At 63.9% G+C, this 19217-nt stretch carries 19 protein-coding genes and 1 tRNA gene; 5 read left to right on the forward strand and 15 right to left on the reverse strand.

Going from position 1 to position 19217, the window contains the following annotated elements; genetic code table 11:
* Positions 1 to 78: 78 nt before the first annotated feature.
* From RPS27_RS31225 to RPS27_RS31235, 3 genes are all read right to left on the reverse strand, one after another.
* On the reverse strand, positions 79 to 714 hold the full coding sequence (locus RPS27_RS31225) for an ATP-dependent Clp protease proteolytic subunit (RefSeq protein ID WP_063194797.1): 636 nt from the start codon (positions 712 to 714) through the stop codon (positions 79 to 81).
* A 280-nt stretch (positions 715 to 994) separates the two neighbouring features.
* On the reverse strand, positions 995 to 2356 hold the full coding sequence (gene tig / locus RPS27_RS31230; RefSeq protein WP_194407825.1) for a trigger factor: 1362 nt from the start codon (positions 2354 to 2356) through the stop codon (positions 995 to 997).
* A 175-nt stretch (positions 2357 to 2531) separates the two neighbouring features.
* Positions 2532 to 2616, reverse strand: a tRNA-Leu gene (locus tag RPS27_RS31235).
* A gap of 154 nt (positions 2617 to 2770) precedes the next feature.
* On the opposite strand from RPS27_RS31235, the gene RPS27_RS31240 reads away from it, so the two are divergent.
* On the forward strand, positions 2771 to 4087 hold the full coding sequence (locus RPS27_RS31240; RefSeq protein WP_212069034.1) for a multicopper oxidase domain-containing protein: 1317 nt from the start codon (positions 2771 to 2773) through the stop codon (positions 4085 to 4087).
* 4 nt (positions 4088 to 4091) lie between these two features.
* Here RPS27_RS31240 and RPS27_RS31245 read toward each other — a convergent pair whose 3' ends face one another.
* Entirely contained in the window at positions 4092 to 5591 is a 1500-nt protein-coding gene (locus RPS27_RS31245) for an NAD(P)H-hydrate dehydratase (protein ID WP_212069035.1), read from the reverse strand.
* Positions 5592 to 5972: 381 nt separating this feature from the next.
* Between RPS27_RS31245 and RPS27_RS31250 the strand changes: the two genes are divergently transcribed.
* Positions 5973 to 6311, forward strand: coding sequence for a P-II family nitrogen regulator (locus tag RPS27_RS31250; RefSeq protein WP_007603495.1), 339 nt, complete (start codon positions 5973 to 5975; stop codon positions 6309 to 6311).
* Positions 6312 to 6462: 151 nt separating this feature from the next.
* Positions 6463 to 7872, forward strand: a complete 1410-nt coding sequence (gene glnA, locus RPS27_RS31255; RefSeq protein WP_100179304.1) for a type I glutamate--ammonia ligase — start codon at positions 6463 to 6465, stop codon at positions 7870 to 7872.
* Between the two features lie 136 nt (positions 7873 to 8008).
* Here glnA and RPS27_RS31260 read toward each other — a convergent pair whose 3' ends face one another.
* Together RPS27_RS31260 and RPS27_RS31265 are read right to left on the reverse strand one after the other, a co-directional pair.
* A complete protein-coding gene (locus tag RPS27_RS31260) occupies positions 8009 to 9148 on the reverse strand; it encodes an asparaginase (RefSeq protein ID WP_212069036.1) in 1140 nt (379 codons plus the stop codon).
* 153 nt (positions 9149 to 9301) lie between these two features.
* On the reverse strand, positions 9302 to 9559 hold the full coding sequence (locus RPS27_RS31265) for a tautomerase family protein (protein ID WP_212069037.1): 258 nt from the start codon (positions 9557 to 9559) through the stop codon (positions 9302 to 9304).
* Positions 9560 to 9710: 151 nt separating this feature from the next.
* Between RPS27_RS31265 and RPS27_RS31270 the strand changes: the two genes are divergently transcribed.
* Positions 9711 to 10688 carry a GlxA family transcriptional regulator gene (locus tag RPS27_RS31270; RefSeq protein WP_212069038.1) on the forward strand — a complete coding sequence of 326 codons (978 nt, stop codon included), beginning with the start codon at positions 9711 to 9713 and terminating at the stop codon, positions 10686 to 10688.
* Positions 10689 to 10878: 190 nt separating this feature from the next.
* Here RPS27_RS31270 and RPS27_RS31275 read toward each other — a convergent pair whose 3' ends face one another.
* Positions 10879 to 11496 (reverse strand): hypothetical protein, encoded by a 618-nt coding sequence (locus tag RPS27_RS31275; RefSeq protein ID WP_409517581.1) that lies wholly within the window; start codon positions 11494 to 11496, stop codon positions 10879 to 10881.
* A 200-nt stretch (positions 11497 to 11696) separates the two neighbouring features.
* Between RPS27_RS31275 and RPS27_RS31280 the strand changes: the two genes are divergently transcribed.
* Positions 11697 to 12500, forward strand: a complete 804-nt coding sequence (locus RPS27_RS31280) for an adenylate/guanylate cyclase domain-containing protein (protein ID WP_211416779.1) — start codon at positions 11697 to 11699, stop codon at positions 12498 to 12500.
* Between the two features lie 24 nt (positions 12501 to 12524).
* Here the strand turns inward: RPS27_RS31280 and RPS27_RS31285 are convergent, their stop codons facing one another.
* The 8 genes from RPS27_RS31285 to RPS27_RS31320 all read right to left on the reverse strand — a co-directional run bounded on the left by RPS27_RS31285 (position 12525) and on the right by RPS27_RS31320 (position 19093).
* Entirely contained in the window at positions 12525 to 14129 is a 1605-nt protein-coding gene (locus RPS27_RS31285) for a TRAP transporter large permease subunit (protein WP_313754922.1), read from the reverse strand.
* Positions 14126 to 14665, reverse strand: coding sequence for a TRAP transporter small permease subunit (locus RPS27_RS31290; protein WP_211416777.1), 540 nt, complete (start codon positions 14663 to 14665; stop codon positions 14126 to 14128). Before RPS27_RS31290 ends, RPS27_RS31285 begins: the two co-directional genes overlap by 4 nt.
* Before the next feature lie 325 nt (positions 14666 to 14990).
* Complete coding sequence (locus RPS27_RS31295) at positions 14991 to 15227, reverse strand: hypothetical protein (RefSeq protein WP_212068260.1); 237 nt, start codon at positions 15225 to 15227, stop codon at positions 14991 to 14993.
* Between the two features lie 181 nt (positions 15228 to 15408).
* Complete coding sequence (locus RPS27_RS31300) at positions 15409 to 16431, reverse strand: DUF1254 domain-containing protein (RefSeq protein ID WP_212068261.1); 1023 nt, start codon at positions 16429 to 16431, stop codon at positions 15409 to 15411.
* Positions 16428 to 16823, reverse strand: coding sequence for a hypothetical protein (locus RPS27_RS31305; protein ID WP_249132180.1), 396 nt, complete (start codon positions 16821 to 16823; stop codon positions 16428 to 16430). The genes RPS27_RS31300 and RPS27_RS31305 overlap by 4 nt, the downstream gene beginning before the upstream one ends.
* On the reverse strand, positions 16814 to 17386 hold the full coding sequence (locus RPS27_RS31310) for an MBL fold metallo-hydrolase (RefSeq protein ID WP_249132181.1): 573 nt from the start codon (positions 17384 to 17386) through the stop codon (positions 16814 to 16816). Before RPS27_RS31310 ends, RPS27_RS31305 begins: the two co-directional genes overlap by 10 nt.
* A 141-nt stretch (positions 17387 to 17527) precedes the next feature.
* Positions 17528 to 18301, reverse strand: coding sequence for a gamma-glutamyl-gamma-aminobutyrate hydrolase family protein (locus RPS27_RS31315; RefSeq protein ID WP_194407818.1), 774 nt, complete (start codon positions 18299 to 18301; stop codon positions 17528 to 17530).
* 90 nt (positions 18302 to 18391) lie between these two features.
* On the reverse strand, positions 18392 to 19093 hold the full coding sequence (locus tag RPS27_RS31320; protein ID WP_212068262.1) for a hypothetical protein: 702 nt from the start codon (positions 19091 to 19093) through the stop codon (positions 18392 to 18394).
* Positions 19094 to 19217 lie beyond the last annotated feature (124 nt).

The following is a 19217-nucleotide window of genomic DNA, read 5'->3' on the forward strand; positions in this document are numbered from 1 at the left end:
TCCATAGCGTGAACGCCACCTGAAAGGTAACCGGCGGTCCCAGGGCTTGCCGAGGGATCGCCGTCCATCCCAGTAGTGTTACTGGGTCTTCGCGGCTGCCGGCTCCTCAGCGCGCTTGTCGATGACCTTGTCGACCAGGCCGAACTCCTTGGCGTCGTTCGCAGTCAGGAACTTGTCGCGCTCCAGCGCGTCCTCGATCGCCTTGTAGGTCTGGCCGGTGTGCTTGACGTAGATCTCGTTGAGCCGCTTCTTCAGGTTCAGGATTTCCTGGGCGTGCAGCATGATGTCGGTGGCCTGGCCCTGGAAGCCGCCGGAGGGCTGGTGCACCATGATGCGCGCGTTCGGCAGCGAGAAGCGCATGTCTTTCTCGCCGGCGGCGAGCAGCAGCGAGCCCATCGAGGCGGCCTGCCCCGTGCACAGCGTCGAGACCGGCGGACGAATGAACTGCATGGTGTCGTAGATCGCAAGCCCCGACGTCACCACGCCACCCGGCGAGTTGATGTACATCGAGATTTCCTTCTTCGGATTTTCCGCCTCGAGGAACAAGAGCTGGGCGACGACCAGCGTCGACATACCATCCTCGACCGGCCCGGTCAGGAAGATGATGCGTTCCTTCAGGAGGCGCGAGAAGATGTCGTAGGCGCGCTCGCCACGGTTGGTCTGCTCGACCACCATGGGCACGAGGTTCATGTAGGTTTCAACCGGATCGCGCATGAGTCACCTAGGGTTTTCGGAGACGGACATCGCCGGGAAGGCTTGCCAGCTTCGCTGGATTTGCCGGAAGGGCGAGTGGACGTCGTGTGATGCAGGAACTTGGGTAGATGTAGAAGGCGTATCGACAGATATAGCCCAATTCGCTTCTGACAAGTGCGGAGCGCATTAAGGCTTAATCCGTCGGGCAGTTGAAGCTGATTCGCACAAAGAGGCCCAGCCGGCCATCTGGCTAGCTGGGCCTCTTCGCAGATCATTCTTAATGGATGGCTGACTCAACCCCTTAGGCTGCGGTCTTTTCCGCCTCGTCGTCCTTGTAGAGGTCCTCGCGGGAGACCTTCTTTTCGGTCACGTTGGCGAGTTCGAGGATGAAGTCGACGACCTTGTCCTCATAGATCGGTGCACGGAGCTGGGCCAACGCCTGGGCATTGCTGCGGTAATAGTCCCAGACCTCCTTCTCGCGGCCCGGCATCGAGCGCGCGCGCTCGATCACGGCGCGGCCGACCTCATCGTCGGTCACCGTGATCTTGTTCTTCTCGCCGATCTCGGACAGCACGAGGCCAAGCCGCACGCGGCGGTCGGCGATCTTGCGGTACTCTTCCTTGGCCTTGTCCTCGGTGGTGTCCTCGTCGGCGAAGGTCTTGCCGGCGGAATCCATCTCGGCCTTGACCGAGTTCCACATCAGATTGAACTCTTCATCGACCAGCGAGGGCGGTGCCTCGAAGCGATGCGCTTCGTCGAGGCGGTCGAGCAAGGCGCGCTTGACGCGCTGGCGCGTCGCACCGGCAAACTCGGCGACCAGACGCTCGCGCGCGGCTTCCTTCAGCTTGTCCAGCGATTCGAGGCCAAGCGTCTTGGCGAACTCGTCGTCGATCGCGAGGTCCTGCGGCGCCTCGATCAGCGTCGCGGTGGTCTCGAACTCGGCCGGCTGGCCGGCGAGCTTCTCGTTCATGTAGTTCTTCGGGAACGACACTTTCAGCGTGCGGGTCTCGCCCGCACCGATGCCGATCAGCTGCTCCTCGAAGCCGGGAATGAAGGTGTTGGAGCCGATGGCGACCTGGATGCCCTCGCCGGTGCCGCCCTCGAAGACCTCGCCGTTGATGCTGCCCTTGAAGTTGATGGTGACGCGGTCACCCGAGGCGGCCTTGGCGCCCTCGCCCTTGTCGGCAAAGGTGCGGTTGGTATCGGCGATGCGCTTGATGGCCTCGTCGACGTCGGCGTCGGTGACGTCGGCGACGGGCTTCTCGACCTCGAAGGTCTTGAAGTCGGCAAGCGCGATCGACGGCACGACCTCGATCGCGACCGTGTAGGTCAGGTCGGTCTTGCCGCTGAGGAGCTCCTCGACCTCGGCCTGCTCGCTCGGCATGGTGATCTTCGGCTCGGTCGCAAGGCGGAAGCCGCGCTCGGAGAACAGCTGCGTATTGGTGTCGCGGATGGTCTGGTCGATGGTCTCGGCCATCACCGAGCGGCCGTAGACCTTCTTCAGGTGAGCGACCGGCACCTTGCCGGGACGGAAGCCGTTGATACGGACCTTGTCCTTGAGGTCGACGAGCTTGGCGCCGGCCTTGGCGTCGAGATCAGACGCGGGAACGCTGATCTTGAACTCGTGCTTCAAACCTTCCGAGAGGGTCTCTGTGACCTGCATGGCGTCCAATCTTCTTCTCGTTCGGTCCCGGCGCGCATGCGTCGGGACGCTGTCATTAATCGATCCGGCGCAAGGCAAACGCCTCAACGCCGGTGCTTCAATCGGACCGGCTCCCAGCGGACAGACATCCGCGCGAAAGCAGGCCCTCGTAATCCGTGCAAACGCGATAAGCGCTTGGTGCGGGCGGAGGGACTCGAACCCCCACAACTTTCGTCACTGGAACCTAAATCCAGCGCGTCTACCAGTTCCGCCACGCCCGCGTGAAGTTGCATCAAGACCGGCCGCGATGCCGCGGGCGGCCGGGCTTATAGCATGTGCCTGACTGTTCGCAGCAAAAAAATGGCCTGATGGAGGCAGGCTTCAAGTAGGCACGGCGGCTGGACTTATCCAGCGCGGCGTGGTCCGGATTGCCCCATGAAACCGCGGATCTTTCACCCCGATCGGCGCGAGGTTCTGGCCGGACTTCTGGCCGGGCTTGGAGCGTCCGCAGCCGGTGCGATGGTGGGCGGAGCAACCCCGCCCGTGACCGCCCAGCTCGCCCTTCAGGCAAGGGCGTCCACCCTGGCTCTCAAACCAGGACAGCCGGCTACACCGATCTGGGAGCTGGCCGCCGCAAGCCATCTCCGGGACGTCCGTCTGAGGCGTGGCGACCGTTGCGAAGTGGTGTTTCAGAACGACCTTCCTGTGCCACTTGCGCCAGTCTGGTACGGCCTCAACGGCCCCGTGACGACCGACCCGCTGCGGGGGCGCGCGCCCGCGCCACCGAATGCGGTCGAAACGTCAATTATTTCAGTGTCTAACGCCGGAACCTTGCTGGCCGACTTCCGCCTGTTCGAGGATGGCCTGAAGCATCCCGCGCGCCCGCTTCCGGTCATCGCAGCCGAGACCAGCCCGGTTGCCGCCGATCGTGACGAAGTGCTTTTGATCGAGGAATGGCGCCTGAGGCCGGATGGCACCGCTGTGCCACCGGGCCAGGACCCGAAGGACGCGACACCGCTCTATACGGTCAACGGGCAGACTTCATTCGAACTCTCAGCCTCGGGCCATCAACGGCTGCGGCTGCGCTTTATCAACGGCTCTCAACGCACTGTTCTCGCTATCAAATTGGAAGGCTACGACGTCCGCGTGCTGGCCCTGGACGGACAGCCGGCCGAGCCGTTTTCGGCGCGCAATGGCGCCCTGGTGCTGGCGCCCGGCGCACGGGCCGACGCCGTCGTGGATGCGGCGGCATCAGCCCAGTTCCTGCTGCATGACGGCAAGGCGGCGCAACCGATCGGCAGCCTCAAGATCTCGGACCAGCTGGAGCGGCGCGTTCCGCTGGCGCCGCCGCAGCCGCTCCCGTCGAACGACCTTCCCGAGAGGCTCGACTTGAGAGGCGCCCTGCGGTTCGATGTCGCGCTCGGGGCCCCCGACGTCGGCTGGGCGCGGCCTGTGAATTTCTCCACGGCCTCCGCCCCCGCCTTCCGGGCCAGGACTGGCCGCACCGTCGTGCTCGCCCTGAAGAACCCCGCCCCCGTCACGACCGTCTTCCATTTGCACGGTCACCCCTTCCGGCTGCTCGACAAGCTCGACGACGGCTGGAAGCCCTACTGGCTCGACACGCTCGCGATCGAACCCGGCCAGACCCACCGCATCGCCTTCGCGGCGACCGCGTCCGGCCGCTGGCTTCTCGAATCCGTCGCCACCGACTGGGCCGCACCACGGCTGGTGCGGTGGTACGCGGTGGAGTGAGCGCTCAATACTCCACCCCCAGCGCGTCATAGATCCGCCGATGCACGGCTGGCAGCGTCTCGGTGAGGTCCTCCGCAATCAGTCCCGGCCCGGCTTCGCGTGCCGCCTCGCCGTGCATCCAGACGCCGATGCTGGCGGCTTCGAACGCCGGCACGCCCTGCGCGAGCAGGCCGGCAATGATGCCGCAGAGGACGTCGCCGGCGCCGGCGGTGGCGAGCCAGGGCGGCGCATTGGCGGCAATGGTGGCGCGGCCATCGGGGGCGGCGATCGTGGTGTCCGGCCCCTTCAGGAGCACGACGGCGCCGGAACGCTCGGCGGCGGCGCGCACACGCTCCAGCTTGGAACGGCCCGGAAATTTGTTGCTGAGGTCGGAGAACAGGCGCGGAAACTCGCCTTCATGCGGCGTCAGCACCACCGCGTTGTCACCTGAGGACTTGATCGATTCGAACAGGCGCTCTGGGGTTGCGGCAAAGCTCGTCAGCGCATCGGCATCGAGCACCAGGTGGCGCTGCGCGCTCAGCGCGGTGTGGACGAGATCGCAGGTGCGCTCACCGATGCCCGCGCCGGGGCCGATGATGCAGGTGCCGTAGCGCTTGTCGCCGAGCAGCTCGCCGAATTCGACCACGGTGTCGACGGGGCGAACCATCACCGCCGTCAGCGCAGCCGCGTTGATCGCGAGTGCATCGCGCGGGCTCGCCAGCGTCACGAGGCCCGCCCCTGCCCGCAGCGCGCCGCGCGCGGCGAGCCGCGCCGCCCCGGTTGCCGCGGCATCGCCCGAGACCGCCAGCACGTGCCCTCGCGCGTATTTGTGGCCGTCGATGCGCGGTATCGGAAAGGCGGCGCCCCAGACCTCCGGATCGTTCTCGAAGGTCTGCGGCGCGATCTCGTCCAGCACCTGCGCATCGATGCCGATGTCGGCGACGCGCACGCGGCCGCAATGCATCCGGCCCGGCAGCAGCAAATGCGCCGGCTTCTTGCGAAAGAAGGTGACGGTCTCGGCGGCATTCACCGCTGCGCCCATCACGGCCGCGCTGGTGCCGTTGATGCCGCTCGGCAGGTCGATGGCGAGCACCACGGCGCCGTTGGCGTTGATCGCCTCGATCATCGCGCGCGCCTCTCCCTCGACGGGCCGGCTGAGGCCCGCGCCGAACAGCGCGTCGATGATCAGCGCAGGCTTTCCGATCGCCTGCGGATTGAACGGGAGCAGCGGGTGCTTCCAGCCGCGCGCGGCGGAGGCCGCATCGCCCTGGAGCTGCTCGCGCTCGCACATGGCGATCACCGAGACCTCCCGTCCCTGGGCAGCAAGCTCGGCGGCTGCGACAAAACCGTCACCGCCATTGTTGCCGGAACCGGCCACGATCAGGATAGGCCCCTCCTCCACCAGCGCCTGGGCGGCCTCCGCGACCGCCTGGCCCGCGCTCAGCATCAGCTTGAAACCGGGGGTGCCGGCCGCGATGGCGAGCTGGTCCGCGCGCTGCATTTCGGCGTTGGTCAGAACTTCCATGCCACTTCCCTAGTACAATCGCCTTTTCAACAGGCATCTTCCGCGCCGATCGGACGCGGGGAACAAGGATCTGCACACATATTGAACCGTTTGCCTATTTCGTAGTCTTGGGTATTTTGTGCAGATCGGCGCCACCATTCAGAGATGCTCGTTAAAAGGCTGATAACGCTCCAATAATCAGGGCATTTGCAACTTGGCATAGACCCTGCTTTCGAGGAAGCCGCTTCGGTTTGTCGTGCTCACTGGCGTTTATCAGGGTGTCGCCGGCCGTTGTTGCCGGACAGGTCAGGACTCCCGGCATAGCGAAGACAAGATCGTGCGTTAGAGAAGCGCATCCTGACGAAGACGTTGCTATTTGATCGAAAGGCCGGGAGGCGCGCAGTGAAGAAAATCGAAGCCATCATCAAGCCATTCAAGCTCGACGAGGTGAAGGAAGCGCTTCAGGAAGTCGGCCTTCAGGGCATCACCGTCACCGAAGCCAAGGGCTTTGGCCGGCAGAAGGGCCACGCCGAGCTCTACCGCGGCGCCGAATACATCGTCGACTTCCTGCCCAAGGTGAAGATCGAGATCGTGATCGGCGACGATCTGGTCGAGCGCGCCATCGACGCGATCCGCCGCGCCGCGCAGACCGGCCGCATCGGCGACGGTAAGATCTTCGTCTCCAACATCGAAGAGGCGATCCGCATCCGAACCGGCGAATCCGGGCTGGACGCTATCTGAGCCGGGTGCTATCCCGAATTTTGCGACACTCCGACTAGAATGAAGGCTGCTTCGGCGGCCTGATTTCGTTTGTGCGGTCGCGCAAAACTCGCCCGAGCGAGAATAATTTTGCTCATCTGGAAACCGACCCGCAGAGCCAAAAGGGGTATGCATGAAGACCGCCAAAGACGTCCTGAAATCGATCAAGGACAACGACGTCAAGTACGTCGACCTGCGCTTCACCGATCCGCGCGGCAAGTGGCAGCATGTGACGTTCGACGTCAGCATGATCGATGAAGACATCTTCGCCGAAGGAACGATGTTCGACGGCTCCTCGATCGCCGGCTGGAAGGCGATCAACGAGTCCGACATGTGCCTGATGCCCGATCCGGTCACCGCGACGATCGACCCGTTCTTCGCCGAGACCACGATGGTCATCACCTGCGACGTGCTCGAGCCGACCACCGGCGAGCCCTACAACCGCGACCCCCGCGGCATCGCCAAGAAGGCGGAAGCCATGGTGAAGTCGATGGGCGTGGGCGACAGCGTGTTCGTCGGCCCCGAGGCCGAGTTCTTCGTGTTCGACGACGTGCGCTATTCGGCCGAGCCCTACAAGACCGGCTTCCGTCTCGACTCCTCGGAGCTGCCCACCAACTCCGACACCGAATATGAGGGCGGCAATCTCGGCCACCGCATCCGCACCAAGGGCGGCTACTTCCCCGTTCCCCCGCAGGATTCGGTGCAGGACATGCGCTCCGAAATGCTCGGCGCCATGGCCAAGATGGGCGTCAAGGTCGAGAAGCACCACCACGAGGTCGCGTCCGCCCAGCACGAGCTCGGCATGAAGTTCGACACGCTGACGCTGATGGCCGACCACATGCAGATCTACAAATACTGCATCCACCAGGTCGCGCACATCTACGGCAAGACCGCCACCTTCATGCCGAAGCCGATCTTCGGCGACAACGGCTCGGGCATGCACGTGCACCAGTCGATCTGGAAGGACGGCAAGCCGGTGTTCGCCGGCAACAAATACGCCGACCTGTCGGAGACCTGCCTGCACTACATCGGCGGCATCATCAAGCACGCCAAGGCGATCAACGCCTTCACCAACCCGTCGACCAACTCCTACAAGCGTCTGGTCCCGGGCTACGAGGCCCCCGTGCTGCTCGCCTACTCCGCGCGCAACCGCTCGGCCTCCTGCCGCATTCCCTACACCGCTTCGCCGAAGGCCAAGCGTGTCGAGGTGCGCTTCCCCGATCCGATGGCCAATCCCTATCTCGGCTTCGCCGCGATGCTGATGGCCGGCCTCGACGGCATCAAGAACAAGATCGATCCGGGTCCGGCGATGGACAAGGACCTCTACGACCTGCCGAAGGAAGAGCTGAAGCAGATCCCGACCGTTTGCGGCTCGCTCCGCGAGGCGCTTGAGAACCTCGACAAGGACCGCGGCTTCCTCAAGGCCGGCGGCGTGTTCGACGACGACTTCATCGACGCCTATATCGAGCTGAAGATGACCGAAGTCGCCCGCTTCGAAATGACCCCGCACCCGGTCGAGTTCGAGATGTATTATTCGGGCTAAGCGGCCCGGACTTTCTGCGACAAGCAAAAGGCGCTCTGAAAGGAGCGCCTTTTCGTTTGGGCCCTCTTCTGTCTTTTCGGATGCGAGCGATGGTGGGTTACGCCTTCGGCCAACCCACCCTACGCGTTACGTCCCCTCACCACGTCGCCGTGAACGCCTTCTGCAGCTCGGCCGGCGCGGTGACGCCGCCCGCGATCAGCAATTGAGTGAGTACGCGGGCCTTCTGCGGATTGAGGTCCTCGGACACCACAAAACCGTTCTTGTCGTCGTCGACCTCGACATTCCTCGTGACGAAGCCGGAACGAACCCGCGTGGAGCGAACCACGATGATGCCCTTCTTCGCCGCCGCCTCGAGCGCATCGAGCGCCGGCTTCGAGGTGTTGCCGTCGCCGACACCGGCCAGCACGATGCCCTTGGCGCCGTGCGCAATGGCGTCCTCGATCGGGACGGCGTCCATATTGGCGTGCGAGTAGACAATCGCGACGCGCGGCAATTGCTCGCCCGCCGGCAGCGGATAGGTCGCGCGCCTGAGGCTCGCGGCCTGGGTCATGAACCGGATGCCGCCGGCGGTGTCGACATAGCCGACAGGGCCGTCATTGGCGGAGCTGAACGTCTCGATGCTGGTGGTGTTGGTCTTGGTGACCGAGCGCGCGCCCTGGATCTTGTCGTTCAGCACGGCCATGACGCCGCGCCCGCGCGAGCGCGGATCGGCGGCGACCTGCACGGCTTCGTAGAGATTGCCGGGGCCATCGGCGCTGACTGCCGTGGCCGGCCGCATCGAGCCGACGATCACCACCGGCTTGTCGCCGCGCACCACATTGTCGAGGAAGAACGCGGTCTCCTCCAGCGTGTCGGTGCCATGGGTGATGACGATGCCGTCCGCTTCGTTCTTGTCGAAAGCATCCTGGATGCGGCGGGCCAGCGCGAACCATACCTTGTCGTTCATGTCCTGGGACCCGATCGACGAGATCTGCTCGGCGTTGAGCTTCGCCAGCTTGTCCAGGCCCGGCACCGATTGCATCAGCTGCTCGCCCGTGATCTGGCCGGATTTGTAGGCGCCGGTCGCGCGCGCGTCGGCCTGGCCTGCGATGGTGCCGCCCGTCGCAAGCACGAGAATGCGCGGCAGGCCGCCAGCCGGAGCATCCTTGCCCGGCTCGGCGGCCAGCGCTGCCGCGCCGATGCAGCCGGACCAGAGCGCGAAGGCCAGCAGTGGAATGGCAAGTCCCGATATCCGGCCAGGCCGGTGAGGGGCTGATGTGACGGCGTCGCTGATCATCGAATATCCTCCTGCTGTCCCCGGCAGGCTATTCGAAACCGCGCAATGGGGCCGAAGATGGGCGGCACACGTAGCGCGGGTAAGGTCCTTGCCAGACATCATCTCGCCGGTCGTGTCGAGATGCGCCCCGCTCCGCCCTACCCGCCCAGGCAATTACGGCTTCGGCCGCGCAAGCCGCAGTCCGTCCGCGCCGATCGCACCGAACGTGCCGGCAATGATCTCGGCGGTCGGCTGCATGCCGCCGAGCGACCAGTGCGTGGGCTCCTGCTCCTCGATCCGGACCCAGACGTTGCGGCGGAAGTCCGCACTGCCCTGCCCCTCGACCAGGAGGTCGGTGACGCGTTCGAGCAGCTGCTTCTTCTGCGCGGCGTCCAGGATACCGCGGACGGTGGAAATTGTGACGTAAGGCATGTCTTTCTCCAATCATGTCGTGTGACGACGACGGCAGAGTGACCCGAACGCGACCGCCAAGGCAGTGGCGGATAAGACAGAGATCGGGCAATTTCCGCCACATCGCCGCGCGCCGACCGGATAGGATCGAGGCGTCCCATCTGGAGGTCTCATGAAGCTCGCAATTCTGGCCGTGGAAGGCTGCATGCATTCGGCGATCGCCGGCGTCGCCGACATCCTGTCGCTCGCCAATCACGTCATGCAGCAGAGCGGCGCAAAACCCCGCTTCAGCTGGCAGACGCTCTCGCTCGACGGCAGGCCGGTGCGCGCCGGCGGCGGCCAGGTGATTGCGGTCGATGGCGCGATCGGACAGCGCGCTCGCTTCGATGCGATCCTCGTCCCCGGCAATCTCGTCGATCACGTCACGGCGGCGCGGCTGCAACCGCAATATGCCCGGGCCGGCGCCTGGCTCCGGCAGCAGCACGCGAACGGCCGACTGATCGGCGCATTCTGCAGCGGCGTATTCCTGCTGGCCGGCGCCGGCCTGCTCGACCACCGCCGCGCCACCATCACCTGGTGGCTGCAGGGCGAATTGCGGCAGCGTCATCCCAGCATCGACCTCGCCGCCGACGCCGTCATCACCGTGGCTGACCGCATCGTCTGCGCGGCCGGCCCGATGTCGTGGGTCGATCTCCTGCTCAAGCTGATCGCGATGGTCGAAGGCAAGGAGATCGCAAAACTATGCGCGGACTACGTCGTGATCGACACGGCCCAGCGCACCCAGTCGATCTTCATGCCGGTCGGCTATCTGCTCTCGCAGGACCCGCTGCTGACCAGGGCGGACCTCCTGGTTCGCCGCACCGGCAAGGCTCCGATGACCGTCAAGCGCCTTGCCGGCGCGCTCGGCCTCAGCGAGCGCACGCTGAACCGGAAGTTTCAGGAGCTCACGCACGAGCCGCCGCAAGCCTTCATCATGCGCCGCCGCGTCGAGCACGCGCGCACGCTGCTGGAGACGACGACGCAGCCGGTCAAGACCATCGCGCGCACGACGGGCTACGAGGACGAAAGCAGCTTTCGCAAGGCGTTCCGGAAATTGACCCTGATGTCACCGCAGGCCTATCGCGCGCGGCGAATGGAGCGGACGGCGTAGGACAGATCTTGCGAGTCGGATCCGTCAGCTTTCGTTCTGCATCTGACTCCACTTCGTTCTCAAAGAACAAATCAGAGCCGCAAAAATCAGGCCGGACCAATTCCTACCGATTGGTTTACGCCAAATGCACGGCGTTCGAGTCAAGACGGCGGATTACGCCTTCGGCTCATCCGCCCTACGCGCTCACATCCTACTTGTCCGGAAAATTCACGCCGATCTCGGTCACGACGGGGGCCCATTTCACCAGCGCCGCGTTGTCGGATGCTGCCTTCACGCCGTCGCCGGACAGCGACCTGGGCGCGCCACTCTTGCCGCCGAAGCGGATCGTCACCCGACAGCCGCCTTGCATCGGACGCGCAAGCGCGCCGCCTTTCCAGTCGGTGACGAAGCCGCCATAGTCCCATTCGAAGCCGCTGACGAGGAACGGCTTGCCGTTGGCCTTCTGCACGTCGGCAAGGCTCGATCCGATCGTGATGCCAGCGATGGTCCACAGGCTGGTCTTCCCTGCGTCGCGCAAGGTCAAGCCGGAGGCGCGGCCGGCCTTGTCGTCGGTGAAGGCGATCTCGATGCGGCGGTCCCGCGCCTTCGGGAACAGCACGACGCCCTTGTAGGTCTCGCCTTCGGCGCCGGGCAGCTGCTGCACCACGGCGTCCTTGCCGTAGCGCTGTTTCAGGCTCCGTTCGGTGTCGTCGGGTGCCACGGGCGTGACGCAGGTGATGGCGCCTTCCTGCGGCGGCGCGGTTTGGGCATGTACGGAACAGACGAGCAGAAAGGAGGTCGTGGCAATCAGGCTGCGTATCATCTGCATGCAATTCCGAACTTGAGAACCATGCGAGAAGGTAGCTACTCGGTCGGTTCGGTACAACTGCACATCATCGCAGCCCGCTGAGGCAATCGCAGATCGCGAGCAACTGAGCCACCGCGATGGCGCACAAGGCTCGTTGCCGGCTTGCCGCCCACGGACTAGGATGGACGAGACTAACTTCAGGCGATCGAACGAGAAGTTAGATGTCGGACCCCAGGGACGAACGAGATCGCAACGCGTTCTGGCAGCAGATGCTGGCCGGCGAGCACCCCTCGCTCCGCCGCGGCCGCGCGGTGATGCGCATGCTGTCGCCGACCGCGGACAACCGCTGCCGGCTCTGTTGCGTCGGTTTCGACGGCTTCACGGCGCCGGCCTTGCGGCTTGCCGGCTTTCGGCCGTGGCGGCGCAATCCGCACATCTGCGAGCAGTGCGAGACAGTGCTCGCCAAGGAGCGCGGCGGCGCCGAGATCGAGATCGCAATGCTCTATGCCGACGTACGCGGATCGACCGAGCTTGCTGCCCGCATCGGCCCAACGGAATTTGCCGCGCTGATGCAGCGTTTCTTCCGCGTGGCGACCCACGTGTTCGCGGCGACCGATGCCGTGGTCGACAAGATGGTCGGCGACGAGGTGATCGGAATTTTTCCACCCGGTATTTCGGGCAGCGACTACCGCCAGCTCGCGGTCAAGGCCGGGCTCGCGCTTCTGCGCGCGACCGGCCATGACGATCCCGCCGGCCCCTGGCTCTCCATCGGCGTTGGCGTGCATACGGGCAGGACCTTTGTCGGCTCGATCGGTGTGGAGGACGGCAACTACCAGTTTGCCGCGCTCGGAGACCCCATGAATTTCTGCGCACGTCTGGTGGCAGCGGCAAAAGGCGGCGAGATGGTCATCAGCTCGGCGGTCTGGGGCGACGCATCGACCGGCATGGCGGCCGAGCGGCGCAGTCTGCGTCTCAAGGGTTATCCCGACCTTATCGACGCCTATGTCGTAAAGCTCGCGGGGTGATGCCTGTCTCCAGGCAGACTTTCCTCAAGTCTTGGGCTGGCCGAAGTCGAGCGGCGGCGGCAGCTCGATATCCGGAATCTCGATCTTGATCTTGTCCAGATCCACCTTCCTGGGAGCGTCCAACAGCCCGGTGACGGTGATCGGGAATGCGATGACGACCGCAACCATGACCGCCTGCAGGCCGATCCATGGCATCGCGCCCCAATAGATGTCCGAGCTCTTGACCTCCTTCGGCGCCACACCCCGCAGGTAGAACAGGGCAAAGCCGAAGGGAGGATGCAGGAACGAGGTCTGCATGTTGACGCAGAGCATGACGCCGAACCAGATCAAGGCGGCGTCCGCGCCGACGACGGGCGTGAGCAGCTTCTGCGCGATCGGCGCAATCATCGGAATGATGATGAATGCGATCTCGAAGAAATCGAGGAAGAACGCGATGAAGAAAATGAAGAGGTTCATGAAGATCAGGAAGCCCCAGACGCCTCCCGGCAGCGATGTCAGCATGTGCTCCAGCCAGACACCGCCGTTGCAACCCAGAAAGACGATCGAGAAGCAGGTCGATCCGATCAGGATGAACGTCACCATGCAGGTGATGCGCATGGTGGTCTCGTAGCCTTGCTTGACCAGGATGCGCAGGTCCGGAATCCTGATCGCCTCGATGCAGACCCAGGCGACCGCGAGATAGGCGATCGCGAAGGCGATCTTGAACACCAGATTTGGCGTGAAATAGATGCCGATGATGGTGCCGACACCCGCGGCCGCGACGCCGATGAGCAGTATCTTGTGTCCGGCCGAGCTGAAATCCTTGTGATGGACGACGGCGAGCACGATCGCGCCGACCGCGCCCACCGCGCCTGCCTCGGTGGGCGTGGCAAGGCCCAGCATCATGGTGCCGAGCACCACGAAGATCAGAACGGCGGAGGGAATGATGCCCAACAGGCATTTGCGCCAGAGCGCCCAGCCCGCGAGCGTCCTTGCTTCCTTCGGCACCGCCGGAACGTGGCTCGGCTTGATCACGCTCAGAGCAAAAGTGTAGCCCGCGAACAGCGCGATCTGGAGGATCGACGGACCCCAGGCGCCCAGATACATGTCGCCGACCGACTTCCCGAGCTGGTCCGCGAGCACGATCAGGACCAGCGAAGGGGGCACCAGCTGGGTGATGGTGCCGGACGCCGCGAGCACGCCGGTGATGTAGCGCATGTTGTAGCCGTAGCGGATCATCACCGGCATCGAGATCAGCGCCATCGCGATCACCTGCGCCGCCACGGTGCCCGTGATGGCACCGAGGATGAAGCCGACGATGATCACGGAATAACCGAGGCCGCCGCGAATGGGGCCGAACAACTGCCCCATCGAATCCAGCATATCCTCGGCGAGGCCGCATCGTTCGAGGATCGAGCCCATGAACGTGAAGAAGGGAATGGCCAGCAGCAACTCGTTGGCCAGAACGCTGCCGTAGATGCGCTCCGGGATCGCCTGCAGGAAGCTGAACCCGAAAAACCCTTCGTGGATCGCGAGAAATCCGAAGGAAAGGCCGAGAGCGGCCAGCGTGAAGGCGACCGGATATCCGATCAGCATGGCCACGACCAGGCCGCCGAACATCAGCGGCGGCATCATCTCAATCGTGATCATTGGGTCGGCCGCTCATATTTCGCATCGATGGTGACTTCGCCGCGCAAGGCCGCCATGCGTTTGATGACTTCCGAGACGCCTTGCAACGCCACCATGAAAAATCCCGACGTCAGAACGAACTTGATCGGCCACCGGAGGAGACCGCCGGCATTATTGGACATTTCGCCGATGATGATTGAGTTGTAGAACATCGACCACGAGAGGTAGCTGAGGAGCAGACAGGCCGGGACGAGGAAAACCAAAGTCCCGATCAAGTCGAGCCAGAGTTGGCCGCGTTCGGACAGCATGAGGTAGAGGATTTCAACGCGGACATGCTCGTTGCGCTTGAAGGTGTAGGACGAGCCGAACATCACGACGACGGCGAACATATACCACTGCGTCTCGAGCCAGCCGTTGGAGCTGTAGCTGAAGGCATACCGGATCATCGCATTGGCAGCGCTGACCACGCAGGCCGCGAGAACCAGAATGTTGCAGACGTTGCCGACCTTTTCGTTCAGCCAGTCGATAGCCGTACTTATCGCCAACAATGGGCGCATCGATGCCTTGTCCCCGCTCGCTGAGCACCACCTCCCAAGCGAGCAAGACCATGGCGCTGCTGCTGCAACCTTCCACTTCTGCGCGGGAGCTAGCTGACCCCTCCTGATGCTTCCGCCCGTTCTTGTTGTCGGTTTTTGGCAAGACACCTTAAGGTCTTACCCGCCGCGTGAAGCGGGCCCACATTTACCGTGAGGCAATTCCGGGTCAACAAAAAAATCGGCGGTTGGTCCGAGAGAAGGTCGCAGTGCTTAATGCGCGTCGACGTGAAATGGCTGCCGGCAAAGGTGGTGCCCGGAGGCCCTGCCCCGACCCGCGCAGGCGCGACTAATCCTCGACGTCGTACTGCTTGCAGAGGTGGTCGCCGATCTGGACGAGCATGGCGACGGATTCAGGGTAGCCCGGCCGATCCGAGGTGGCCTTGTCTGCGCTGGCTCGAGACTCCCAAGAACGACCGTCGCGGAGAACGGAAATGATCATGCCATCGGGACAGTCGGCATGGACCTTCAGCTCGGCCTTCGCCATGGCGATCAGTTCGCTTTCAGTCTTCACAGGCCTGCTCATGACCAATCCTTGTCTTGAGATGGAGACTCCAATTGAGTCGGCCAACCGATCGCGCCAGTCTGTCCGATAAAGTGAATCCTGGCATTGGGATAACGCAATTCAGGCCCCACTTCTACGAGTCGGCGAGGAGCGCGGTCCACCTCGGATTGGAAACGAAATTGCGCCAAGGCTGCGGGGTAAGCTACGATGCGCGCTCCGGCGGCGGTGGCTTCCAGCTTCCGTCGAGGATTTCCTGCCGCGGACGGTAGAGCCGTATCGTGTAATTCCAGCCTTTCATGATTGGAAGGCAGTTCGGCGTCGCCTTATCGCAGCCGCCGAACTGAATCACGACGGCGCCGCTTGGATCGGGCGTTGCGGTGAGGTTGTTCAACGAATATGCGCCCAGCGCATTCTTCTGGAAGAAGCCTTTGTCGTTGTAGAGGCTGACTGACCAGAAACCGTCGACCGGCACGTTCTTCAGGGTCAGTCGATACACGCCCTTGCCGTCGTTTTGCGGCGGATAATAGCTCTGATAGTCGGCGGCTCTGCGCGGGTTGCCACCCCATCCGATCGCGGTGCCGATGAGATGATCGAACGGGTCGACCTCGTCCTTCCTGCCGAACCGGTCGACAACGCCGCCCAACGAGCCGAGCACTTCGAGAGCGCCGCGCGCCTTGTCCTGGGACGCCTTGTCCCAACGGGGCACCTCGAACTTTCCAGCGGACGCCTGCTCGACCTTGATGGCGTCCTGGATGACGTTCGCAGCCTTCACGTCCTGAGGGCTTTCAGAGTCCACGAGCGTGCGGACGATGACGTAGACGTAGCGCGTTCCCACCCTGTCCTTTGAATAGGCGAACGTGCCCGGACCGTAGACGACATCCGTCGTGTAATGATCCTCCGAGATCACCTGCATCGACATGAACCGCCTGCCGGCGTCCGGCAGCGTGATCGTGACCGGCGCGGCGTCGAGATCGAACACGCCGGATGAATAGAGCGTGTCGCGGTTCATGCGTACGACGTCCTGCTTGTCGATCGATGCCACCGCTCGACGGTGCCGGAGCTTGCCGAAGGCGCCGTCATCCATGGCAGCCTTGCGGAAATAGAGATCGGTCTCGGCGCGAATGAAATTGTGCACATCGACCATCCTGGGCGCGTTGCCCGCGCTTTCGGCGGCGACGGCGGGGACTGCCAGCAGCAGCAGAGAAAGACAGGCCACGCGGCTCATTTACCGCCTCCCTTTGCAGCGCCCATTTCCTCGTCGACTTCGTCCTCGAAGGCCCGCTTCTTGCCGGCGATGAAGCGGCGATATCCCTCCGGATCGACCCAGGCTTTCACGCCGTCCGTTTTGGCGCGCTCCCGCTTGCCTTCGAGGTCGTAGTATTCGTTGTGCTGCGCCAGCCAGATGTCGGGCTTGAGCATTTCCAGGGCATGATGAGTCCGGCGATAATCGTCGGCAATGCCGGGATAGGATGGATTCTTCGCCAGTCGGTAACCGGGATTGAAGCCGGCGCCGTCCGGAAAGGCGACGATGAAAGGCTTCCCGTCGACCACGAGGTTGGCGATCCAGGTCGTCGCGCCCCTGGTATGGCCCGGCGTGTGGTAAGCGGTCAGCAGCACGTCGCCATCTTGATGGTTTCACCATCGCGCAGGACGCGATCGACCTTTACGCCCGGATAGGTGAGATCATTGCCGTATTTGAAGTCGTCGGCATCGCCGCTCTCCATCGCCGCGACGTCGTCCTTCATGACGGCGAGTTCGGCCCCGAGCCGCTCCTTGAGCCAGGCGAAGGCGCCGGCATGATCCGCGTGAGCGTGGCCGTTGATCATGAGCTTGATGTCTTCCGGCTTGAAGCCGAGCTTGCGAACGGAGTCCAAGATCATGGGTCCCGACGAAGGCATTCCGGTATTCATCAGGATGTGGCCCTCGGCGGTCGTGAAGAGAAAGACGCCGAGGCCCTTGGTGCCGACGAAATGGATCGGACCGACGATGCTGACCGGTTCGGCCGGCTCCTCCCACCGCAGCGCCTTTTTTGCCAGAGTGATGAAGAGATTGTTGTCGTTGGCGAGCTGCTCCTTGGTCGGAGCATTTGAAGGCAGGGTTTGTGCCACCGCCTGAGCCGCTGCGAGGTAAAGGACCGTAGCCGCGATTGGAATCGCGCCAACTCTGTTTGGAGAAACCATCGTCATCTCCCCGAGCGCAGACCTTTCGGTGCTGACGAGCATAAGCGGAAATGCAGCGAATGGAAGGCCGGGCTGAAATCCGAAAGACGCAGCAGCGCAAGCGCGCTGCAGCGCGTCCGGGACGCACGAGCGCGAGATGCGTTACGCCGCCGCCTTCTGCCGCGCGAGCAGCGCTTCGCCGAACGCCTCGAACAGCTTGCGGTTGATCGGATTGTGCTGGGGATCGTATTCGGCGTGCCATTGCACGCCGAGCGCAAAGGTCGGGGCCTCCGCGATGCGGATCGCCTCGATGGTGCCGTCCTCGGCGATGCCCTCGATCAGCACGCGCTTGCCGGGCTCGAGGATGCCCTGCCCATGCAGCGAATTGACCCTGATCTTCTCGCAGCCGAGAAGCCTTGCGAACGCCCCGCCCGGCGTCAGGTCGACGTCGTGGCGGTCGGCGAACACGACGGTCGGGTCGGGATGGATCTCGCCGTTCTCGAGCCTGGGCATGCGGTGGTTCATGCGGCCGGGAATTTCGCGGATCTCGGGATGCAGCGAGCCGCCGAAGGCGACGTTCATCTCCTGCAGGCCGCGGCAGATGCCGAACAGCGGAATGCCGCGGGCAACGCAGGCGACCGAGAGCGCCAGTGCCACCTCGTCGCGGTGGATGTCATAGGGCTCGTGCTTCTCGCAGGGGTCGACGTTGAAACGGGTCGGGTGCACGTTGGCCCGGGCGCCGGTGAGGATGATGCCGTCCACTGTGTCGAGCAGGGCCGCGATATCGGTGATATCGGGGGCTCCAGCGAACATCACCGGCAAGCCGCCGGAGACCTCGGCCACGGCGCGCAAATTGCGCTCGCCCACCATCTGGACCTGAAATCGATTTTCGACGCGATGGGAATTCCCGATCACGCCGACGACCGGCTTTCTCATCTGTCGTTCCGCGCCTCTCCGAAAGAAGATTCCCCAAACATGCCCCTCCGATGGAACAAATTCAACAGAAGGGATCGCGGGACGGCAATGCTATTTTCGCGTAAATGCCTCCCTGGCCTCGCCTCCCGCGGGCAGGCCGGCGGCCTTCAGGGCGGTTGCCGCGCCATCGCCGGGCGCGGCCAGCCAGGGCAGCTTGGCGTCGATGCCGCGCGTCACGGGCTCGCCGAGCGCCCCGCCGAAATCAATCGGCCAAAACCCGTTGGGCACGATCTCGGCGTTAAGACCACGCATCGCATAGCCCTCGCCCAGGACCGCCTTCGCATGGTCGCCGGCAACGGGACGCGCGGTCGTGGGATCGTTGGGATCGCCAAAACTCACGAGCACCGGAACGAGGTCGCCCTGCACCGGAACGATTCCGGCCTGCCGGTGGATATCGCTGAACGAGACGCGATTGCCACGCGCGGCGCCGTAGGCACGGAGCGCGACATAGTTGATGTCGTCGAAATCCAGCCTGGCGTCCTGCCGATGCGCCAGCAAGGCCACCAGATTTTTGCCTTTGCCGCCGAGATCGACGAACACCGCCTCCCCGCGCATCGTGGTACGGCCACCGCGGTTATAGTTGCGGTCGGGCACGACGGCGAGAATGCCGGACCCGGTCTTGATGCCCTCAGGCGTCGTCACCTCGACCGTGAGGCGATATTTGTGGCCGGGCCGGTTGATCCGGATCTGGTCGCCGATCACGATCACGGCCAGAAGCCCGAGCAGACCCGCCCATTTGCTGATGAAGCTCAAACCGCCCCCATTGTTGCCCTCACCGCTCTGCACCGTCAGCGCGCCGCCGTCAAACCAGCGCGTTGACGCGGTCTTGATCGCAGCTGCGTTTATCGAGAGAGTGCGGCGCGCCTTGCGCTGAAAA

The organism is Bradyrhizobium sp. WYCCWR 12699, assembly GCF_032144035.1.
Lineage (GTDB): Bacteria > Pseudomonadota > Alphaproteobacteria > Rhizobiales > Xanthobacteraceae > Bradyrhizobium.